Source organism: Oharaeibacter diazotrophicus (assembly GCF_004362745.1).
In the GTDB taxonomy this organism is placed as follows: Bacteria; Pseudomonadota; Alphaproteobacteria; order Rhizobiales; family Pleomorphomonadaceae; genus Oharaeibacter; species Oharaeibacter diazotrophicus.
Genome location: NZ_SNXY01000006.1, coordinates 1548405 through 1566944, shown reverse-complemented (window position 1 = coordinate 1566944; position 18540 = coordinate 1548405). Strand labels below are relative to the sequence as shown.

The 18540-nt window shown below is 70.5% G+C and carries 20 protein-coding genes; 13 read left to right on the top strand and 7 right to left on the bottom strand.

The genetic code is table 11. The features are described 5' to 3' along the window. Positions 1-84: 84 nt before the first annotated feature. The 3 genes from purB to EDD54_RS07395 form a co-directional block, all read right to left on the bottom strand. Positions 85-1413: an adenylosuccinate lyase gene (gene purB / locus EDD54_RS07405; protein WP_126535300.1), complete on the bottom strand. Its 1329-nt coding sequence runs from the start codon at positions 1411-1413 to the stop codon at positions 85-87. Between the two features lie 64 nt (positions 1414-1477). After that, the gene (locus EDD54_RS07400; protein ID WP_126535301.1) at positions 1478-2008 is read right to left on the bottom strand and encodes a hypothetical protein; all 531 of its coding nucleotides are present in this window, start codon (positions 2006-2008) and stop codon (positions 1478-1480) included. 37 nt (positions 2009-2045) lie between these two features. Further along, positions 2046-3077 (bottom strand): P1 family peptidase, encoded by a 1032-nt coding sequence (locus tag EDD54_RS07395; RefSeq protein WP_126535302.1) that lies wholly within the window; start codon positions 3075-3077, stop codon positions 2046-2048. A 324-nt stretch (positions 3078-3401) separates the two neighbouring features. Here EDD54_RS07395 and EDD54_RS07390 point away from each other — a divergent pair, with 324 nt between their 5' ends. Beyond that, the gene (locus EDD54_RS07390) at positions 3402-3899 is read left to right on the top strand and encodes a histidine kinase (RefSeq protein WP_126535303.1); all 498 of its coding nucleotides are present in this window, start codon (positions 3402-3404) and stop codon (positions 3897-3899) included. A 59-nt stretch (positions 3900-3958) separates the two neighbouring features. Here the strand turns inward: EDD54_RS07390 and EDD54_RS07385 are convergent, their stop codons facing one another. Further along, complete coding sequence (locus EDD54_RS07385; protein WP_245515663.1) at positions 3959-4519, bottom strand: flavin reductase family protein; 561 nt, start codon at positions 4517-4519, stop codon at positions 3959-3961. A 395-nt stretch (positions 4520-4914) separates the two neighbouring features. Here EDD54_RS07385 and EDD54_RS07380 point away from each other — a divergent pair, with 395 nt between their 5' ends. From EDD54_RS07380 to cueR, 12 genes are all read left to right on the top strand, one after another. Then, entirely contained in the window at positions 4915-5832 is a 918-nt protein-coding gene (locus tag EDD54_RS07380) for a branched-chain amino acid ABC transporter permease (RefSeq protein ID WP_126535304.1), read from the top strand. Between the two features lie 5 nt (positions 5833-5837). Next, complete coding sequence (livM, locus tag EDD54_RS07375; protein ID WP_126535305.1) at positions 5838-7415, top strand: high-affinity branched-chain amino acid ABC transporter permease LivM; 1578 nt, start codon at positions 5838-5840, stop codon at positions 7413-7415. Positions 7416-7417: 2 nt separating this feature from the next. Continuing rightward, complete coding sequence (locus EDD54_RS07370; RefSeq protein ID WP_126535306.1) at positions 7418-8293, top strand: ABC transporter ATP-binding protein; 876 nt, start codon at positions 7418-7420, stop codon at positions 8291-8293. Continuing rightward, entirely contained in the window at positions 8290-9027 is a 738-nt protein-coding gene (locus EDD54_RS07365) for an ABC transporter ATP-binding protein (RefSeq protein WP_126535307.1), read from the top strand. Before EDD54_RS07370 ends, EDD54_RS07365 begins: the two co-directional genes overlap by 4 nt. A gap of 11 nt (positions 9028-9038) precedes the next feature. Further along, entirely contained in the window at positions 9039-9386 is a 348-nt protein-coding gene (locus EDD54_RS07360) for a DUF6867 family protein (RefSeq protein ID WP_126535308.1), read from the top strand. Between the two features lie 201 nt (positions 9387-9587). After that, entirely contained in the window at positions 9588-9725 is a 138-nt protein-coding gene (locus EDD54_RS22895) for a hypothetical protein (RefSeq protein ID WP_165644601.1), read from the top strand. Positions 9726-9802: 77 nt separating this feature from the next. Beyond that, positions 9803-10921, top strand: coding sequence for a branched-chain amino acid ABC transporter substrate-binding protein (locus tag EDD54_RS07355; RefSeq protein WP_126535309.1), 1119 nt, complete (start codon positions 9803-9805; stop codon positions 10919-10921). Positions 10922-11072: 151 nt separating this feature from the next. Next, on the top strand, positions 11073-12149 hold the full coding sequence (locus EDD54_RS07350) for a branched-chain amino acid ABC transporter substrate-binding protein (protein ID WP_166653437.1): 1077 nt from the start codon (positions 11073-11075) through the stop codon (positions 12147-12149). Positions 12150-12265: 116 nt separating this feature from the next. After that, the gene (locus EDD54_RS07345) at positions 12266-13180 is read left to right on the top strand and encodes an AAA family ATPase (RefSeq protein ID WP_126535311.1); all 915 of its coding nucleotides are present in this window, start codon (positions 12266-12268) and stop codon (positions 13178-13180) included. Continuing rightward, positions 13177-14400 (top strand): vWA domain-containing protein, encoded by a 1224-nt coding sequence (locus EDD54_RS07340; protein WP_126535312.1) that lies wholly within the window; start codon positions 13177-13179, stop codon positions 14398-14400. Before EDD54_RS07345 ends, EDD54_RS07340 begins: the two co-directional genes overlap by 4 nt. A 164-nt stretch (positions 14401-14564) precedes the next feature. Then, entirely contained in the window at positions 14565-14837 is a 273-nt protein-coding gene (locus EDD54_RS07335) for an usg protein (RefSeq protein WP_126535313.1), read from the top strand. 550 nt (positions 14838-15387) lie between these two features. Then, a complete protein-coding gene (gene cueR / locus EDD54_RS07330; protein WP_126535314.1) occupies positions 15388-15795 on the top strand; it encodes a Cu(I)-responsive transcriptional regulator in 408 nt (135 codons plus the stop codon). Positions 15796-15822: 27 nt separating this feature from the next. Here the strand turns inward: cueR and EDD54_RS07325 are convergent, their stop codons facing one another. From EDD54_RS07325 to EDD54_RS07315, 3 genes are all read right to left on the bottom strand, one after another. Beyond that, a complete protein-coding gene (locus EDD54_RS07325) occupies positions 15823-16563 on the bottom strand; it encodes a proteasome-type protease (protein WP_126535315.1) in 741 nt (246 codons plus the stop codon). A 147-nt stretch (positions 16564-16710) separates the two neighbouring features. After that, a complete protein-coding gene (locus EDD54_RS07320; RefSeq protein WP_126535316.1) occupies positions 16711-17538 on the bottom strand; it encodes a transglutaminase family protein in 828 nt (275 codons plus the stop codon). A 19-nt stretch (positions 17539-17557) separates the two neighbouring features. Then, positions 17558-18502, bottom strand: a complete 945-nt coding sequence (locus tag EDD54_RS07315) for an alpha-E domain-containing protein (RefSeq protein ID WP_126535317.1) — start codon at positions 18500-18502, stop codon at positions 17558-17560. Between the last annotated feature and the right edge of the window lie 38 nt (positions 18503-18540).

Genomic DNA, 18540 nt, shown 5'->3' with positions numbered 1-18540 from the left:
CGACCTCTGCGAGGACTAGGGTCGCGTCGCAGGCGTCACCGCGTGTCCCGCCCTCGAACAGGTCGGGACTTCGCGAACCCGCTCTCAGCTGCGGCCGAAGACGCGGCGGAAGATCGTGTCGACGTGCTTGGTGTGGTAGCCGAGGTCGAACTTCTCGCGGATCTCCTCCTCGGAGAGGGCGGCGCGGACCTCCTCGTCGGCGAGCAGCTCGGTCAGGAAGTCGACGTCGGCGGCGCCGGCGCGCTGGTAGCTGTCCCACACCTTCATGGCGTTGCGCTGGACGAGGCGGTAGGCGTCCTCGCGCGAGACGCCGCGCTGGGTCAGCGCCAGCAGGATGCGCTGGGAGTGCACGAGGCCGCCGAGCCGGTCCATGTTGGCGACCATGCGCTCCGGATAGACCAGCAGCTTGTCGACGACGCCGGTGAGGCGGGCGAGGGCGAAGTCGAGGGTGACGGTGGCGTCCGGGCCGATCATGCGCTCGACCGAGGAGTGCGAGATGTCGCGCTCGTGCCAGAGCGCGACGTTCTCCATCGCCGGGAAGGCGAAGGCGCGCACCATGCGGGCGAGGCCGGTGAGGTTCTCGGTCAGCACCGGGTTGCGCTTGTGCGGCATCGCCGACGAGCCCTTCTGGCCGGGCGAGAAATACTCCTCGGCCTCGAGAACCTCGGTGCGCTGGAGATGGCGGATCTCGATCGCCAGCCGCTCCACCGACGAGGCGATCACGCCGAGCGTGGCGAAGTACATGGCGTGGCGGTCGCGCGGGATCACCTGGGTCGAGACCGGCTCGGGCTTCAGGCCGAGCTTTTCCGCCACGTGCTCCTCGACCCGGGGATCGATGTTGGCGAAGGTGCCGACGGCGCCGGAGATGGCGCAGGTGGCGATCTCGTCGCGGGCGTGGACGAGGCGGGTGCGGCAGCGGGCGAACTCGGCGTAGGCCTCGGCCATCTTGAGGCCGAAGGTGACCGGCTCTGCGTGGATGCCGTGGCTGCGGCCGATGCAGACGCTGTCCTTGTACTCGAAGGCGCGGCGCTCGATCGCGGCGAGCAGGCCGTCCATGTCCTTCAGCAGGAGGTCGGTGGCGCGCACGAGCTGGACGTTGAAGCAGGTGTCGAGCACGTCCGACGAGGTCATGCCCTGGTGGACGAAGCGCGCCTCCGGCCCGACGATCTCGGAGAGATGGGTCAGGAAGGCGATGACGTCGTGCTTGGTGACGCGCTCGATCTCGTCGATGCGCTCGACGTCGAACACGGCCGGGCCGCCCTTCTCCCAGACGGTGCGCGCCGCCTCGGCCGGCACGACGCCGAGCTCGGCGAGGGCGTCGGTGGCGTGGGCCTCGATCTCGAACCAGATCCGGAACTTGGTCTCCTGGCTCCAGATGGCGGTCATCTCGGGGCGGGAGTAGCGCGGGATCATCGGCGGCCTCGGGGCTCGGCGGGGGCGGGAATGCCGCGCGGTGTAGCAGAGCGGGGAGGGCGGCTCAACCGCGCGGACGGCGCGCGAACCACCAGGCCGCCCCGAACAGCAGCAGGAGCCCGTGCGGCAAGAGCAGCGGCAGGCCCGAGGCGGTCAGCGTGTAGGCGGCGGTCGCGACCGTGAAGGCGAGCTCGACCAGCCAGAACGGATGCGGGAAGTCGCTCCAGAAGTCGGCGTCGAGCAGGCGGAAGTCGATCAGGAAGATCAGGAGCACCGAACAGGCGGTGAAGCCGGTGAGGGCCACGAACATCGCCGCGAAGCGCGCCGAGCGCGGCCGGTGGCCGGCGACAAAGGCCGCTGTGGGCACGGCGAGGAGGCCGGCGAGCGCGCCGCCGGCGGCGAAGGTGGCGAGCACCACGAGCGAACGGTGCGTCCAGCCGATCTCGCGCCACAGGATCGAGACCGCGACCACGGCGGCGATCAGGACGGCGTGCACCGGAGCGAAAGCGAGCGCGAGCGGCAGCACGCCGCGGGCGCGGCCGAAGGCGGCGCCGAGGGCGGGGACGAGGCCGGTGCGGGCGGTGGACGCGGTCATGGACCGGGCTTCTAGCACGGACCGGCTTGCGTGCACCTTACCGGATCGTCGCCCCGCGCCCTCCGAAGCGCTCGCGCCAGCACGGCGGGCCGGCGCCGTCGGCCGGTGCGGCGGCGTGGACACCGCGGGCGACGGCGCGCGCCAGCGTCGCCGCGGCGACGGCCGAGAGCACCAGGAGATCGCGCCCCCGATCGGCGAGCGGACGGCGGCCGGTCGAGACGGCGAACACGAGGTCGCCGTCGAAGGGCGTGTGCGCCGGCCAGATCGCCCGGGCGAGGCCGTCGTGGGCGGCGACGGCGAGGCGCTTCGCCTCGGCCTTGCTGAGGTCGGCGTCGGTGGCGACGATCGCGATCGTGGTGGCGGCGAGCGGGGCGTCGACCGACTTCACCCGCACGGAGGACACGCCCGCGGGCAGGGACGGCGGCGGGCCGAGGCCGCCGAACTCGCCGTCGATCTCGAAGGGCGCGGCCCAGAAATGCGGGCCGTCGGCCATGGTGACCGATCCGACCGCGTTGACGGCGACGAGGGCGCCGACGGTGATGCCGTCGTCGAGGCGGGTCGAGGCCGAGCCGAGCCCGCCGCGCAGGCCCGCGGTGGTGGCGCCGGTGCCGGCGCCGACGCTGCCGAGCGCGAAGTCGGCGCCGGCGACCTCGAGCGCGGCGCGGCCGAGGGCGCGCCAGGGCGGGTCGGCCGCGCCGGCAAGGAAAGGTGCGCCCGCCATGGCGCCGATGTCGAACAGGATCGCCGCCGGCACGATCGGGACGCGGACGGCGCCGACCGGGAAGCCGCGTCCGGCCGCGGCGAGGCCGGCGACGACGCCGGCGGCGGCGTCGAGGCCGTAGGCGGACCCGCCGGAGAGCACCAGGGCGTCGACGCCGCGCACGGTCTGCTCGGGGGCGAGCAGGTCGGTCTCGCGGGTGCCGGGCGCGCCGCCCATCACCGCCACCGAGGCGACCGCGGGGGCGTCGGCGACGAGGACGGTGGCACCGGTGCGCAGGGCGCCGTCGGCGGCGTTGCCGACGGAAAGACCGTCGACGTCGGTGATCAGGTTGCGCGGGCCGGTCCGCATGGCGTCGGTGCTCCTGTGGGGCGCGTCGCGGAAGAGGGTGCACCAGGGCGGTCCGGCGCGCGAGCCTCCTCGGCCTGCCGCCGCCGTCCGCCGCGGCGTCGCCGCGATCGCCGGGGGAGTCCCGGGCGATCGCGTCCGGGCGGCGGCCCGCCACCCGCGATCCCGGGCGATTCGAGGAAACAAAGCAGCTAATCGTCAGGTCATTGCGCCGGAGATTCGCAACAATCGCCAGCCTATGCTCGGCCTTGTCCGGAGCCCCGTGGGAGCGAGCGGGTCGAGCGACCGTCGCCGGAGCCCGGACAGCCCTGGGGGAGAGATCCAACGATGAAGCGTATCGTCGCCGCCGCCGCCTTCGCCGCCACGGCCCTCGTCGGCCTCGCGGCCGAGGCCGCCACCCTGAACTTCCCGAGCGACGATCCGGTCGCCGCGATCACGATTCCCGACGACTGGGGCCCCAAGGAGACCGAGAGCGGCATCGACGCCACCTCGGCGGACGAGGCGGTCTATCTCGCCATCGACGTCGCCGACGCCGAGAACGTCGAAGAGGTGGTGACCGACGCGATCACCTACCTCGGCGGCGCCGGCGTGACCGTCGACACCGCGACCCAGAAGGAGGGCACGGCCGAATTCAACGGCCTGAAGGCCTCCACGATCGAGTGGGAGGGCACCGACAAGGACGGTCCGGTGACGATCGGCCTCGCATTCACCAGCCCGAAGGAAGGCAAGCTGCTGGTGCTGACCTACTGGGGCTCCAAGGGCGACCAGGACGCCCACGGCGCCGAGATCGCCGCGATCCTCGGCTCGATCAAGCCGGCGCAATGAAACCACGCCCGCGGTGCCCCGGTCCGCCGGGGTGCCGCGGGAGAGCGTCGGCCGGGGCTTCAGACCTCGGCGTAGTGGCGGTCGTGGTAGACCAGGATCTCCGGCCCGCCCGCGGTGGAGACCGGGGTCAGGCTGCAGCCGACGACGGTGCCGAAGAAGACGGTGTGGGTGCCGACCTCCTCGAGCGCGGCGAGCACGCAGTCGAGGCTGGTGACAGAGCCGACCAGCACCGGAGCGCCGGTCGCGAGCGTCGTCCAGGTGCCGTGGGAAAAGCGCGCCTCGCCGGAAAGGCCGGTGCGGCCGGCGAAGGCGTCGGCGAGCGGCTGGGCGCCGGCCGGCAGCAGGTTGACCGCGAAGCGGCCGTTGGCCTTCAAGGTCTCGTTCTGCGAACTGCGCCGGTTGAGGCAGACCAGCACCATCGGCGGGTCGTCCGAGACCGATGCGACCGCGGTGGCGGTGAAGCCCGACGTGCCGGCGACGCCGGCCGTGGTGACGATGTTCACGCCGGAGGGCACGCGCGCGATGCAGTCGCGGAAGGCCTGGCCGCCGACGGGCGGCAGCCCCGCGGCGTCCGTCGCCGCCACGATGTCCTCGGGTCGGATCCACCGCATCGCCGTCATGTCCACCTCGTCGCCACCCCTTCCGGCATCGATCATCGCACGCGACCGTTGACGCCCCGTTGCGGCGGATCGGGCCGCTGCGGCGAAAGATCTAGTGCGCGAACGACGCGACGGCAAAATCCTTGCATGCGCCAGTCCGAAAACGCATAGCGGAAATGCGACCGGGACAGGGCATCCCGACGTGAATCGACCGTCATCAATCCGCCATTTCAGCGACAATCGCTGAAATCCCTTTCATTATGGCGACTATCACCAAACCATTGGACAAAGCAGGGGAATGCTGCGGAGTGCGTTGTGTCGATCCATGTGGCCTGCTAATGGATTCATCACGCGCATGAATGGTGCGATCAATAAGAACGACGGCCGGCCGCACGGCTTCAGGGGGCCACCCGCATATGGAAGTTTTCGTCCAACAGCTGATCAACGGGATCACGATCGGATCCCTCTACGGCCTGATCGCCATCGGCTACACGATGGTGTTCGGCATCATCGGCATGGTGAACTTCGCCCATGGCGACGTGTTCATGGTGTCGGCCTTCCTCGCCCTGATCTTCTATCTGGTGCTGACCACCTGGATCGGCATCTCCTCGGTGGCGCTGGCGCTGCTCCTCGTGATGGTGATCGCGATGGTGCTGTCGGGGCTGCTGAACTGGACGATCGAGCGCGTCGCCTACCGGCCGCTGCGCGGATCCTTCCGCCTCGCGCCGCTGATCTCGGCGATCGGCATGTCGATCCTGCTGTCCAACTTCGTGCAGGTCGCCCAGGGCCCGCGCAACAAGCCGATCCCGCCGATGGTGCAGCAGAGCTTCACGCTCTGGGACGCCGGCGGCTATCCGGTGACGATCTCGCTGAAGCAGCTGATCATCATCGTGGTCACGGCCGTGCTGCTCGCCGCCTTCTGGTACGTGGTGCAGAAGACGCCGCTCGGGCGTGCCCAGCGCGCCTGCGAGCAGGACCGCAAGATGGCCGGCCTGCTCGGCGTCAACGTCGACCGCACGATCTCGCTGACCTTCGTGATGGGCGCCGCGCTCGCGGCCGTCGCCGGCACGCTGTTCCTGATGTACTACGGCGTCGTGCATTTCGCCGACGGCTTCACGCCCGGCATCATGGCCTTCACGGCGGCGGTGCTCGGCGGCATCGGCTCGCTGCCGGGCGCCGTGCTCGGCGGGCTCCTGATCGGCATCATCGAGACGCTGTGGGGCCAGTACGTGTCGGCCGACTACAAGAACGTCGCCGCGTTCTCGATCCTCGTCGTCGTCCTCATCTTCATGCCGCAGGGCATCCTCGGCCGTCCGGAAGTCGAGAAGGTTTGAGTTCCATGACCGACAGCTCAAAGCAGCCGGTCGCCGCTCCGGACTTCGCCCGCGCGGGCAAGGACGCGGTGATCGCCGGCATCATCGCGCTCGGCATCTTCGGATCCCTGGTGGGCCTGAAGACTGAGCAGAACATGGACAACCAGCTCATCGTCGAGAACCGCTGGCTGTCCGCCTTCGTGATCGTCGCGATCGTGATGGTCGGCCGGTTCGTCCTGCAGGCCTTCGTCTATCCGCGCCTCGCCGCCGGCAAGCTCGACCGCGCGCGTCCGGGCCTCGGCGAGACGGCGCGGCGCGCGCTGCCGATCTTCCTGATCGTGCTCGCCACCACCTTCGTCCTCTATGCGCTGATCTACGAGATCCCCGGCGCGATCGAGCGGCTGCCGACCGTGCTCGGCTTCGCCGTGCTGGTCACCGCCATCCTCGAGGCGGCGATCCGCTGGATGGGCCGGCCGGCCGCGCCGATGGACGAGGCGGCGATCCTCGCCAAGGCGGCGCGCAAGAAGCGGGTGTCGCGCGGCGGCCTCGTGTTCCTGTTCCTCTATCCCGCGATCGTGCTCGCCCTGTTCGGCATCCAGGGCTCGATCAAGTGGGTCGACAACTTCGGCGTTCAGATCCTGATCTACGTGATGCTCGGCTGGGGCCTCAACATCGTGATCGGCCTCGCCGGCCTGCTCGACCTCGGCTACGTCGCCTTCTACGCCGTCGGCGCCTATTCCTACACCCTGCTGGCCACGACCTTCGGCCTCAGCTTCTGGGTGCTCCTGCCGGTGGCGGGCATCCTGGCGGCGCTGTGGGGCGTGATCCTCGGCTTTCCGGTGCTGCGGCTCCGGGGCGACTACCTCGCCATCGTGACGCTCGCCTTCGGCGAGATCATCCGCCTCGTCCTGATCAACTGGAAGGACTTCTCCGGCGGCTCGGCCGGCATCTCGTCGATCCCGAAGGTGACGCTGTTCGGCATCCCGTTCGACGCCTCCCCGGGCGGCTTCGCCAAGATGTTCGACCTGCCGATCTCTTCGGCCTATTACAAGATCTTCCTCTACTACCTGATCCTGCTGCTCGCCCTCCTCACCGCCTACGTGACGCTGAGACTGCGCCGCCTGCCGATCGGCCGGGCCTGGGAAGCGCTGCGCGAGGACGAGGTCGCCTGCCGCTCGCTCGGCATCAACACCACCAACACCAAGCTGACGGCCTTCGCCACCGGCGCGATGTTCGCGGGCTTCGCCGGCTCGTTCTTCGCGGCGCGCCAGGGCTTCGTCTCGCCCGAATCCTTCGTGTTCATGGAATCGGCGGTGATCGTGGCGATCGTCGTGCTCGGCGGCATGGGCTCGATGATCGGCGTCGCGGTGGCCGCGGCGGTGATGATCGGCGGCACCGAGCTCCTGCGCGAGCTCGCCTTCCTGAAGGCGGTGTTCGGCCAGGACTTCAACCCCGACCAGTTCCGCATGCTGCTGTTCGGCCTCGCCATGGTGGTGATCATGGTGTGGAAGCCGCGCGGCTTCGTCTCGGCGCGCGAGCCGACCGCCTTCCTGTTCGAGCGGAAGACGATCTCGGGCGATCTCGTGAAGGAAGGCCACGGCTGACCATGACCACTGCGAACCGCTGGGACAGCGATCCCATCCTCGCCGTCGAGCACCTGACGATGCGCTTCGGCGGACTCGTCGCGGTCAACGACCTGTCGTTCAAGGTCGGCCGCGGCGACGTCACCGCCCTGATCGGTCCGAACGGCGCCGGCAAGACGACGGTGTTCAACTGCATCACCGGCTTCTACAAGCCGACCACCGGCATGCTGGCGCTGAAGCAGAAGGGCGGCGACACCCACCTCCTGGAGCGCATGGCCGACTTCAAGGTCAGCCAGATCGCCAAGGTGGCGCGCACCTTCCAGAACATCCGCCTGTTCGGCGGCATGACGCTGCTCGAGAACCTGCTCGTCGCCCAGCACAACCCGCTGATGATGGCGTCGGGCATGACGATCCTCGGCGTGCTCGGGATCGGCGGCTACAAGGTCAAGGAGCGCGAGGCGATCGACCGGGCGCGCTACTGGCTCGACAAGACCGGTCTCACCGCCCGCGCCGACGACCCCGCCGGCGACCTGCCCTACGGGGCCCAGCGCCGGCTCGAGATCGCCCGCGCCATGTGCACGGGTCCGGAGCTGCTCTGCCTCGACGAGCCCGCCGCGGGCCTCAACCCGCGCGAGTCCGCCGAGCTCAACGAGCTGCTGCTCGGCATCCGCGCGAAGGAGGGCGTCTCGATCCTCCTGATCGAACACGACATGAGCGTGGTGATGGAGATCTCCGACCACGTGGTCGTGCTCGAATACGGCACCAAGATCTCCGACGGTACGCCGGCCGACGTGAAGGCCGACCCGCGCGTGATCGCGGCCTATCTCGGCGTCGACGACGAGGAGGTCGAAAAGGTCGAACACCAGCTCGACGTTCTGACCGGAGAGACCGGACAATGACGGCCACGAACGGCTCGCCGCTGCTCGCCGTACGCGGCGTGAAGACCTATTACGGCAACATCATCGCGCTGAAGGGCGTCGACGTCGACGTCAACCCCGGCGAGATCGTCACGCTGATCGGCGCCAACGGCGCCGGCAAGTCGACGCTGATGATGACCATCTTCGGCTCGCCCCGGGCCCGCGAGGGCGCGATCCTCTACGAGGGCCGCGACATCACCAAGATGCCGCCGCACGAGATCGCCCGGCTCCGGATCGCCCAGAGCCCGGAGGGCCGGCGCATCTTCCCGCGCATGACCGTGCTCGAAAATCTCCAGATGGGCGCCTCGCTCGACAATCTGAAGTATTTCGACGAGGACGCCGAGAAGATGTTCGTGCTGTTCCCGCGCCTGAAGGAGCGGCTGCACCAGCGCGGCGGCACCCTCTCGGGCGGCGAGCAGCAGATGCTGGCGATCGCCCGCGCGCTGATGGCACGGCCGAAGCTGCTGATGCTCGACGAGCCCTCGCTCGGCCTCGCGCCGCTGATCGTCAAGCAGATCTTCGACGCCATCCGCGAGCTCAACCGGACCCAGGGCCTGACGGTCTTCCTGGTCGAGCAGAACGCCTACCACGCGCTGAAGCTCGCCCACCGGGCCTACGTGATGGTCAACGGCGTCATCACCATGACGGGCTCGGGTCGCGAGCTCCTGGAGAACCCCGAGGTGCGCGCGGCGTATCTCGAGGGCGGCCGGCACTGAGGAGGCGAGCCGTGCAGGGAATCATCTACGAGGAAAGCTCGGTCCTCTACTTCTTCTTCATCACCCTCGTGCTCGGCGGCGTCGGCGCGTGGATGACGGGCCGGGCCTGCGCCGCGACCTGGCGGCCCTACGGCGCGCTGGTGTTCTACCTCATGGTGCTCGGCGTCGCCGTGCGCTTCATCCATTTCTCGATCTTCGGCGGCACGCTCCTGTCGCTGCACTACTACGCGGTCGACACGATCGTCCTGATGGCGATCGGTTTCGTAGGCTACGTCCACACCCGCACGGGCATGATGGTGCGGCAGTACTACTGGCTCTACGAGCGCGCCGGCTTCCTCGGCTGGCGCGCCAAGGCCTGAAGCACTTCGCTCATCACGCCGGATGGGCCGGTGCCGGGCGCGCGAATCCGGGTGACAGCGCTGAAAAAATGGGGGAACTTCCCCGTCGGCACGTCACCCGAGGCCTGGGGTTCCCCGAGGACCCCTTCTCGAGGACGTCGATCGAGGGAGAATCCTGTGGCGAAGAATGATGCCTCGGCGAAGGAGCCGGCACGTTCGACGGTGGGTCTCGAGGTCGGGTCGCGGAACGTCCGCGCGCGCATCCGCACGAGCGTCGACTTCGCCGTCGAGACGATCCGCACGCTCGGCGACGGTCCGCAAAGCAACTTCTCGTTCGCCTGCCCCGTCTCGGGCAGGTGATACGGCAGGGATTGTCCGGCGGCCTCGGTGGGCCGCGGACAAAGTACGTGGTTTGAACCTAACGAGGGGAGAATAACATGAAGAAGCATCTTCTGACCGGCGTCGTGTTCGCCGCCGGCCTCGCCTTCTCGGGCGCGGCCTGGGCCGACATCCTGGTCGGCGTCGCCGGCCCGCTCACCGGCCCGAACGCCGCCTTCGGCGCGCAGCTCCAGAAGGGCGCCGAGCAGGCCGCGGCCGACATCAACGCCGCCGGCGGCATCAACGGCGAGAAGATCGTCCTGACCTACGGCGACGACGTCTCCGACCCGAAGCAGGGCGTGTCGGTGGCCAACAAGTTCGTCGGCGACGGCGTCAAGTTCGTGATCGGCCACTTCAACTCGGGCGTCACCATCCCGGCCTCGGACGTCTACGCCGAGAACGGCATCATGGTGATCACCCCGTCGGCCACCAACCCGAAGCTGACCGAGCGCGGCCTGTGGAACACCTTCCGCACCTGCGGTCGCGACGACCAGCAGGGCGCGGTCGCGGGCGGCTACATCGCGACCAACTTCAAGGACAAGAAGGTCGCCGTCCTCCACGACAAGACCCCCTACGGCCAGGGCCTCGCCGACGAGACCAAGAAGGCGATGAACGCCGCCGGCGTCACCGAGGTGATGTACGAAGGCGTCAACATCGGCGACAAGGACTTCTCGGCCCTCATCTCCAAGATGAAGGAAGCCGGCGTCGAGATCATCTACTGGGGCGGCCTGCACACCGAGGGCGGCCTGATCATCCGTCAGGCGGCGGACGCCGGCCTCAAGGCCACCGCCATGTCGGGTGACGGCATCACCTCCGACGAGTTCGCCGCCATCGGCGGTCCGGCCGTCGAGGGCACCCTGATGACCTTCGGCCCGGACCCGCGCAAGAACCCGAACGCCGCCGCGGCGGTCGAGAAGTTCCGCGCCGCCGGCTTCGAGCCGGAGGCCTACACGCTCTACTCCTACGCCGCCCTCCAGGTGGTCGCGGCCGGTGCCAAGGCGGCCGGTTCGACCGACCCGCAGGCGGTCGCCGAGGCGCTGCACAAGGGCGACACCATCGAGACCGTCATCGGCGGCCTCGCGTACAACGAGAAGGGCGACCGCAAGGACGCCGACTACACGATGTACGTCTGGAAGAAGAACGCCGAGGGCAAGATCACCTACGAGATGATGCAGTGATCCTGCGTCCTCGCGGATGAAGCCGCGCCCGCCCCGAGCGATCGGGGCGGGCGTTTTTCTTTGCGCCGACGCGGCCGGCGTCGAATCCGGTTTCCTCCGGCGGCCCGGCGTGGAAGATAGGCGCCACCGCCGTCGACCTGCCACGGGACCCATGACCCTCGTCCGCTCCGCCGTGATCCTCCTCGCGCTCGCCGCCCCGGCGAAGGCCGACGTGATCGTCGGCGTCGCCGGGCCGATGTCCGGCAGCTTCGCCGCCGTCGGGGCGGAGATCCGCGCCGGCGTCGAGCAGGCGGCGGCCGACCTCGGCGGCATCGCCGGCGAGCCGGTGAAGATCGTCGCGGTCGACGACAAGTGCGATCCCGAGACCGGCTCGGCGGTCGCCAACCAGTTGGTCGGCAAGGGCGCCGCGGTGGTGATCGGCCACGCCTGCACCGGTGCCGCGCTCGCGGCCGCCAAGGTCTACGCCGGCGCCGGCATCGTCCTGATCTCGCCGGCGGCGACCAACCCGCGCTTCACCGACGAGCGAGTCGGGCCGGCGGTGTTCCGGATGGCGCCGCGCTCGGACCTGCAGGCGCGCGCGATCGCCGACCATCTCCTCGCCGCCTTCCGCGACAAGCGCGTCGCCTTCGTCCACGACGGCAGCGTCTACGGCCAGGGCCTCGTCGAGGCGACCGCCAAGCTCTACGCCGACGACGGCGGCGTGCCGGTGACCACCGAGGCCTTCACGCCCGGCGAGAAGAGCCAGATCACGCTCGCCGGCCGGCTCCAGGACGCCGCCGTCTCCGCGGTGGTGCTGGGCGCGCTCCCGGCCGACGCCGCGGTGATCGCCCGCGAGGTCCGCGGCCGCGGCCTCTCGGCCGAGCTGATCGGCAACGAATCGCTCGGGCTAGCCGAATTTCGGGCGCTCGCCGGCGACGCCGCCGAGGGCGTGGTGTTCGCCGTCCCGCGCGACCTCGCCCGCGCCCCCGGCGCCGGCGCGGTGGCGGATTCGCTCCGCGCCCGCGGCGCCGAGCCCGGCAACGCGGCGCTCGCGGCCTACGCGGCGCTCCAGGTCTACGCCGCCGCGGCGACGGAAGGCGGCGACGGCGCGGCCGTTGCCGGCCGGATCGCCGCGTCGACGACGCCGACGGCGATCGGCCCGGTCTCCTTCGACGGCAAGGGCGACATGACCGAGGCCGGCTACGCGCTCTCGATCTGGCGCGGGCTGGAGCCGCGGCCGCTGGAGTGAGTCGCGGCGGCGCGACTTCCGTACCATCGGCCCCCTCGGCAACGCCGCCGCCGGTGCTATAACTCCCCGAGCGCCGGCGTCCGACCGGCGGGGGAGCCGAGACGACCGGGAGCGCGATGACCGACCTGCCTCAATCGATCGACGCCACGCTGGACCTGCTCGGCCGCGGCGGCTACGTCGCCGACCGCGCCCTCGCCACGGTGCTGTTCCTGTCGCTGAAGATGCGGCGGCCGCTGTTCCTCGAGGGCGAGGCCGGTGTCGGCAAGACCGAGATCGCCAAGGTGCTCTCGGCGACGCTCGGCCGGCCGCTGATCCGGCTGCAGTGCTACGAGGGCCTCGACATGGCGAGCGCCGTCTACGAGTGGAACTATGCCGCCCAGATGGTGGAGATCCGCATCGCCGAGGCCGCCGGCACCCGCGACCGCGCGGAGATCGCCGGCGACGTCTTCTCCGAGCGCTTCCTGATCAAGCGGCCGATCCTGAAGGCGCTGGAGCCGACCGTCGACGGCCGCAGTCCGGTGCTGCTGATCGACGAGCTCGACCGCGCCGACGAGGCCTTCGAGGCCTTCCTGCTCGAGGTGCTCGCCGACGCCCAAGTGACCATCCCGGAATTCGGCACCGTCAAGGCGGCCGAGCCGCCGCTGGTGGTGATCACCACCAATCGCACCCGCGAGATCCACGACGCGCTGAAGCGGCGCTGCCTCTACCACTGGGTCGACTACCCGGACGCGGAACGCGAGCTCGCGATCCTGCGCACCAAGGTGCCGGGCGCGGCCGAGACGCTGGCGCGCCAGGTGGTGGCCTTCGTGCAGGGGCTGCGCGCGCTCGACCTCTTCAAGGCCCCCGGCGTCGCCGAGACGCTCGACTGGGCCGCCGCGCTCGCCGAACTCGACAAGCTCGCGCTCGACCCGGAAACGGTGTCCGACACGCTCGGCGTGCTGCTGAAGTACCAGGACGACATCGCCAAGGTGCGCGACGGCGAGGTCGGCCGGCTGGTCGAGGAGGTCCGGCGCAAGGCGGCGGCGGGATGAGCGCGCCCGGCGCCGATCCCTGGCGCGAGCACCGGCTCGCCGAGAATGTCGCGCTGTTCGGCCGCGTGCTCCGGCGCGCCGGCCTGCCGGTGGGGCCGGCGACGGTGGTCGACGCCGTCGAGGCGCTGATCGCGGCCGGCGTCGGCTCGCGCGACGATCTCTACTGGACCCTGCACGCGGTGTTCGTCACCAAGCGCGACCACCACGCTGTGTTCGACGAGGCGTTCCGCTCGTTCTGGCGGGCGCGCGGGCTGGTGCAGAAGCTGATCGCGATGCTCTCGCCGGTGGCGCCGCCGCGCGCGCCGGCCGAGCCGCCCAAGGCGGGCGCCAACCGCGTCGCCAAGGCGCTGTTCGGCGAGGCGGCGGCCGACCGGGTGGTCGAGAAGCCGGAGATCGAGATCGACGCCCGGATGACCTTCTCGCAGAAGGAGATCCTGCAGGCGCGCGACTTCGCGCAGATGTCGGCCGACGAGATCCTCTACGCCAAGCGCGCCATCCGCGATCTGGTGCTGCCGGTCGACCGGGTGCCGTCCCGGCGCAAGGTGGCGACGGCGCGCGGGCGCGAGATCGATCTCCGCCGCACCATCCGCGCCTCGCTGCGCTCGGGCGGCGGCATCATCCCGCTCGCCTTCCGCGAGCCGAAGACGGTGCACCCGCCGATCGTGGCGCTGGTCGACATCTCCGGCTCGATGAGCCAGTACTCGCGGCTGTTCCTGCATTTCCTGCACGCGCTTTCCGAACGGCGGCGCGTTTCCACGTTCCTGTTCGGCACCCGCCTCTCCAACGTCACCCGGCCGCTCGCCACCCGCGATCCCGACGAGGCGCTCGCGGCCTGCTCGGCGGCGGTGCCGGACTGGTCCGGCGGCACCCGGATCTCCGAGGCGCTGCGGCTCTTCAACCGAGACTGGTCTCGCCGGGTGCTCTCCGGCGGGCCGATCGTGCTGCTGATCACCGACGGCCTCGAGCGCGAGGGCCTCGACGGTCTCGCCCGTGAGACCGACCGGCTGCACCGCTCGTGCCGGCGGCTGATCTGGCTGAACCCGCTGCTGCGTTTCGACGGCTTCGAGGCCCGGGCCGGCGGCATCCGCGCGATGCTGCCGCATGTCGACGAGTTCCGGCCGATCCACTCGCTCGCCGCCGTCGCCGACCTCTGCGGCGCCCTCGACGGCAGCGCCGCCGAGCGTTTCGACCCGCGCCGCTGGCTCCGGCAGGTGGCGTGAGGGACTTTGGCAGCACTCCCTCGGCGATGCTGCCAACACCTTGATTGGATTGAGAAAACTCTTTTCTCGGATTTGCTTTTGCGGCACCATCGGAGCGTCGGGGGCAGGGGGTGCTCCTCCCGCATCCACCGCCGCCCGGCGTTCGACGAGACGCGAGGCGACGCATGGCGACCACGACGGATTTCGGCAAGCAGCTCCAGGGCTACGGGCTCACCACGGCGCACATCCTCTACCGCCTGCCCGACCATCCCCGCATCCTGCAGAGCTACGTCTGGCAGGACTACGACCTCGCCCCCGACTTCCCCCAGCTCGAACGCTTCCTGGCGTTCTGGCGCAGCCGGCTCGAGGGCGCGCTGCACTCCGTCGAGGTGGCGCACAAGCGCCTGATCGGGCCGTCCGAATGGCGGAAGGTCGATGCGGTGTTCGGGGTGCATTGATCGGGGGTGGTGGGCAGTAGGCAGTAGGGCTTCGGCAGTCGGCAGTCGGTGGGCGGCGGTCGGCGGGTGGTGGTCGGTGGCCGTCTGTCGGTTGGTGGTGTCCGGCTGTCGATGGGCGGCAGAGACTTCCCTCCACCCTTTCCACACACTCGACGGACTCCCTCCCCCCTGGAGGGGGAGGGTTGGGGAGAGGGGGCAGACGAGCAGCGGTTCGTCGCTCGGCTCCATCTCCGATTCGGCCGACGTCGGCGCGTCGGCCCCCTCTCCCTGTCCCTCCCCCTCCAGGGGGGAGGGGACGCGGTGGGGAGGTTCGGGGCGAAGTGGAGGCTGGGGGCGGTGCCGGTGTAGTGGGTTTCACGAGCCGTATCCTTCGCCACCCCCTCGACGGGACACCTCCCCGCCCGTGGAGCGAGACCGCGAGGGAGGCGCAGGCGACGTCCCGACCGCCGCGGTGAACCGCCCTGGATGCCCCCGGCGCGCGTCGCGATCTTCTCAGTGGCGGCCGCGCGACCATATGATCGGGGATGGTCGAAAGCGGGCGAGGCGGGAGATGAACATCGGCGAGGCGGCGCGGCGCTCGGGTTTGCCGGCCAAGACGATCCGCTACTACGAGGAGATCGGCCTCCTCCGGGCGCCGCGCTCGGGCAACGGCTACCGCCGCTACGGCGAGGCCGAGGTTCACCAGCTCGCCTTCCTGCACCGGGCCCGCTCGCTGGGCTTCACCATCGAGGACTGCCGCGCCCTGCTCGATCTCTGGGCCGACCGCGACCGCGCCAGCGGCGAGGTCCGCGCCCTCGCCGAGACGCGGATCGCCGAGATCGAGGCGAAGATCCGCGAACTCCAGGGCATGCGCACGACGCTGAAGCGGCTGGTCCACGCCTGCCACGGCGACCACCGGCCGGACTGCCCGATCCTCGACGAACTCGCCGGGGAGGGCGCCACGAGCCGGGCGTCGTGACGGACGCGGGCGTGGGGACGCGCGCCGTCAGCCCTTGTAGGGCGGCTTCGGGATGCCTTGGTGGGCGGCGCGCAGGGCGGCGCTCCAGCGTTCGCGCAGGTCGTGGAAATAGGGCTCGCCCGGCTCGATCCGGTGCAGCAGGTCGTGCTGGACGGCGTCACGGCGGATCGTGACGAGGTCGATCGGCATGCCGACGCCGAGATTCGACCGCATGGTCGAATCCATCGAGATCAGGCCGAGCTTCAGCGCCTCCTCGATGTTGGTGCCGAACTTGATGGCGCGGTCGAGGATCGGCTTGCCGTATTTGTGCTCGCCGATCTGGAGGAAGGGCGTGTCCTCGGTCGCCTCGATGAAGTTGCCCTGGCGGTAGATCATAAACAGCCGCAGCCGGCCGCCGGCGATCTGGCCGCCGAGCAGCATCGAGACCTCGAAGGCGGTGTTGGACTGCTCGAGCGCCGGGCCGTCGATGCGGAACACCTCGCGCACCGCGCGCCCGACGAACTGGGCGACGCGGAACATCGAGGGCTGGGTGTGGATGGTCTCGAGCTCGCCGGTCTCGGGGTCGCGGATGCCCTCGTTGAGCAGCGACAGCACGGACTGCGACACCGCGAGGTTGCCGGCGGTGGCGATGGCGATCATGCGCTCGCCGGGGCGCTCGAAGACGTGGAGCTTGCGGTACTGCGCGACATTGTCGAGACCCGCGTTGGTTCGCGTGTCCGCGATCATCGTGAGCCCCTCCTTCACGAGGATGCCGACGCAGTAGGTCATTTCGTCCCGTCCCCCCGGTCGGGCGCCGGCCCCTCGGCCCGCACCGTCTTCGCCCGGCCCGAGCCGCCGCGCGGCAGGGGCATCGACGGCCGGTCATACAGGAGACCCGCGCCGTCGTCAGCGCTCCATTCGTGGATGTCCCGCCGATCAGCCGTCCCGGCGGCGGATCACGGCGCGGCTCGTCGTCGCCATGCGGTCGACGCCGCGGTCGGCCCCGCGCACCCAGGCCGCGCCGTTCTGGTCGAAACCGGCGGCGACGCGGACGTAGGCGTCGGTGGGGCAGCGGTTCTCGGCGACGTCGAAGCCGACCCAGCCGAGGCCGGGCACGTGGGCCTCCGCCCAGGCGTGCGCCGCTTCGCCGTCGTCGCGGGCGTCGCCGCGCCAGAGGTAGCCGGTGACGAATCGCGACGGGATCTGGAGCACCCGCGCCGCGGCGACGAAGACGTGAGCGAGCCCGGTCGGCGATCCGGCGACGGCGAGAGCGGTCTCCTCGGCGGTGCGGTCGACCGTGCCGGTGACCTCGGCCTCCTCGGCCGTGCCGATCTCGAAGCGTTCGGCCAGGATCGCCATCAGGGCGTGGCAGCGGTCGAGCGGACCGGTGCCGGCGGCCGCCGATTCGCCGGCGAGCGCGCGGACGGCCTCGCCGGCGGCGGTCAGCCGGGTCTCGCGCAGGAACAGCGCCGGCGGCAGCCTTTCGTGACCGGCCTGGAGCACGCCGTTGGTGTCGTCGACCTCGACCTCGCCGGCGGCGACGATCGAGAGCGAACCGGCCGGGCCGGTGACGGTGAAGTCGTGCACGGTGTTGCCGAGCGCGTCGGCGACACGGTCGAGCCAGCAGTCGTGGCCGACGTCGATGCGCCACTCGCCGACGTACTGGCCGTCGTAGGTGCGCGGGGTCATCCGGATCTCGCGCACCGACAGGCTCGACGGCGGCGTGAACACGGCGTTGATCTCGTGGCTGACGCGCAGGCGCATGGCAGAAGGCCCCCGGCGGTCAGGTCAGGTACTGCTCGGCGATGGCCGAGCCGAGGCCGGCGTTCTCGCCGACGAAGTCGGACAGGAAGTCGGCGAGGCCGGCGCGGAACACGCCGGCGAGGTCGGCGTCCTGGAGCCGGCCGAGGATCTGGCGGGCCCGCCGCTGGCTGACGCCCTGGCGGCCGTAGTCGCGCGAGAGCGCGTCGAGGAAGCGCGTGATGTTGTCGTAGCAGGACACCAGCGAGCGCGGCATCTCCTCCTTGAGGATCAGGAACTCGGCGACGAGATGCGGCTTCAGGTTCTCGCGGTAGACCCAGTGGTAGGAGGTAAGCGCCGAGACCGAGCGCAGGATCCAGGACCACTGGTAGTAGTCGAAGCCGCCGCCGGGCGAGGGGCGGTCGGGGTCGAGAACGTCGGCCTTGACCGCGAGGATGCGGGCGGTGAAATCGGCCCGCTCCATGTAGGTGCCGAGGCGCAGGAAGTAGTAGGCGTCGTTGCGCAGCATGGTCCGGTAGGCCGAACCGTCGAAGCGCAGCGACACCTCCTTGATCCCGGACAGATGGTCCGAGAGCTGCTGGCGGCCGAGCGAGGCCGGGACGACCTTCTTCGATTCCAGCCAGCCGGAGTTGATCGTCTCCCACATGTCCATGGTCAGCGCCGTGCGCACCGAGCGGGCGTTGGCGCGGGCGACGTCGAGACAGGAGCGGATCGAGGACGGGTTGTCGGGCGAGAAGGCGAGGAAGTCGATCACCGAGCGCTGGGTCGCCTCGCCGTTGCCGGCCCCCTTGAAGGCGACGGTGGTGCCGGTGGCGTCGAGCGCCATCTCCCACTCGTTGCGGCCGTCGCGGTGGGCGACCGGCATGGCGGACAGGCGCGTCGCGGCCTCGATCAGGCGCGCGGTGTTCTCGGCGCGCTCGACGTAGCGGGCGAGCCAGTAGAGGTTGTCGGCGTGGCGGCTCAGCATGGAACGGCTCCCGGATGGGCCGGAGCGGACGTGGAGGT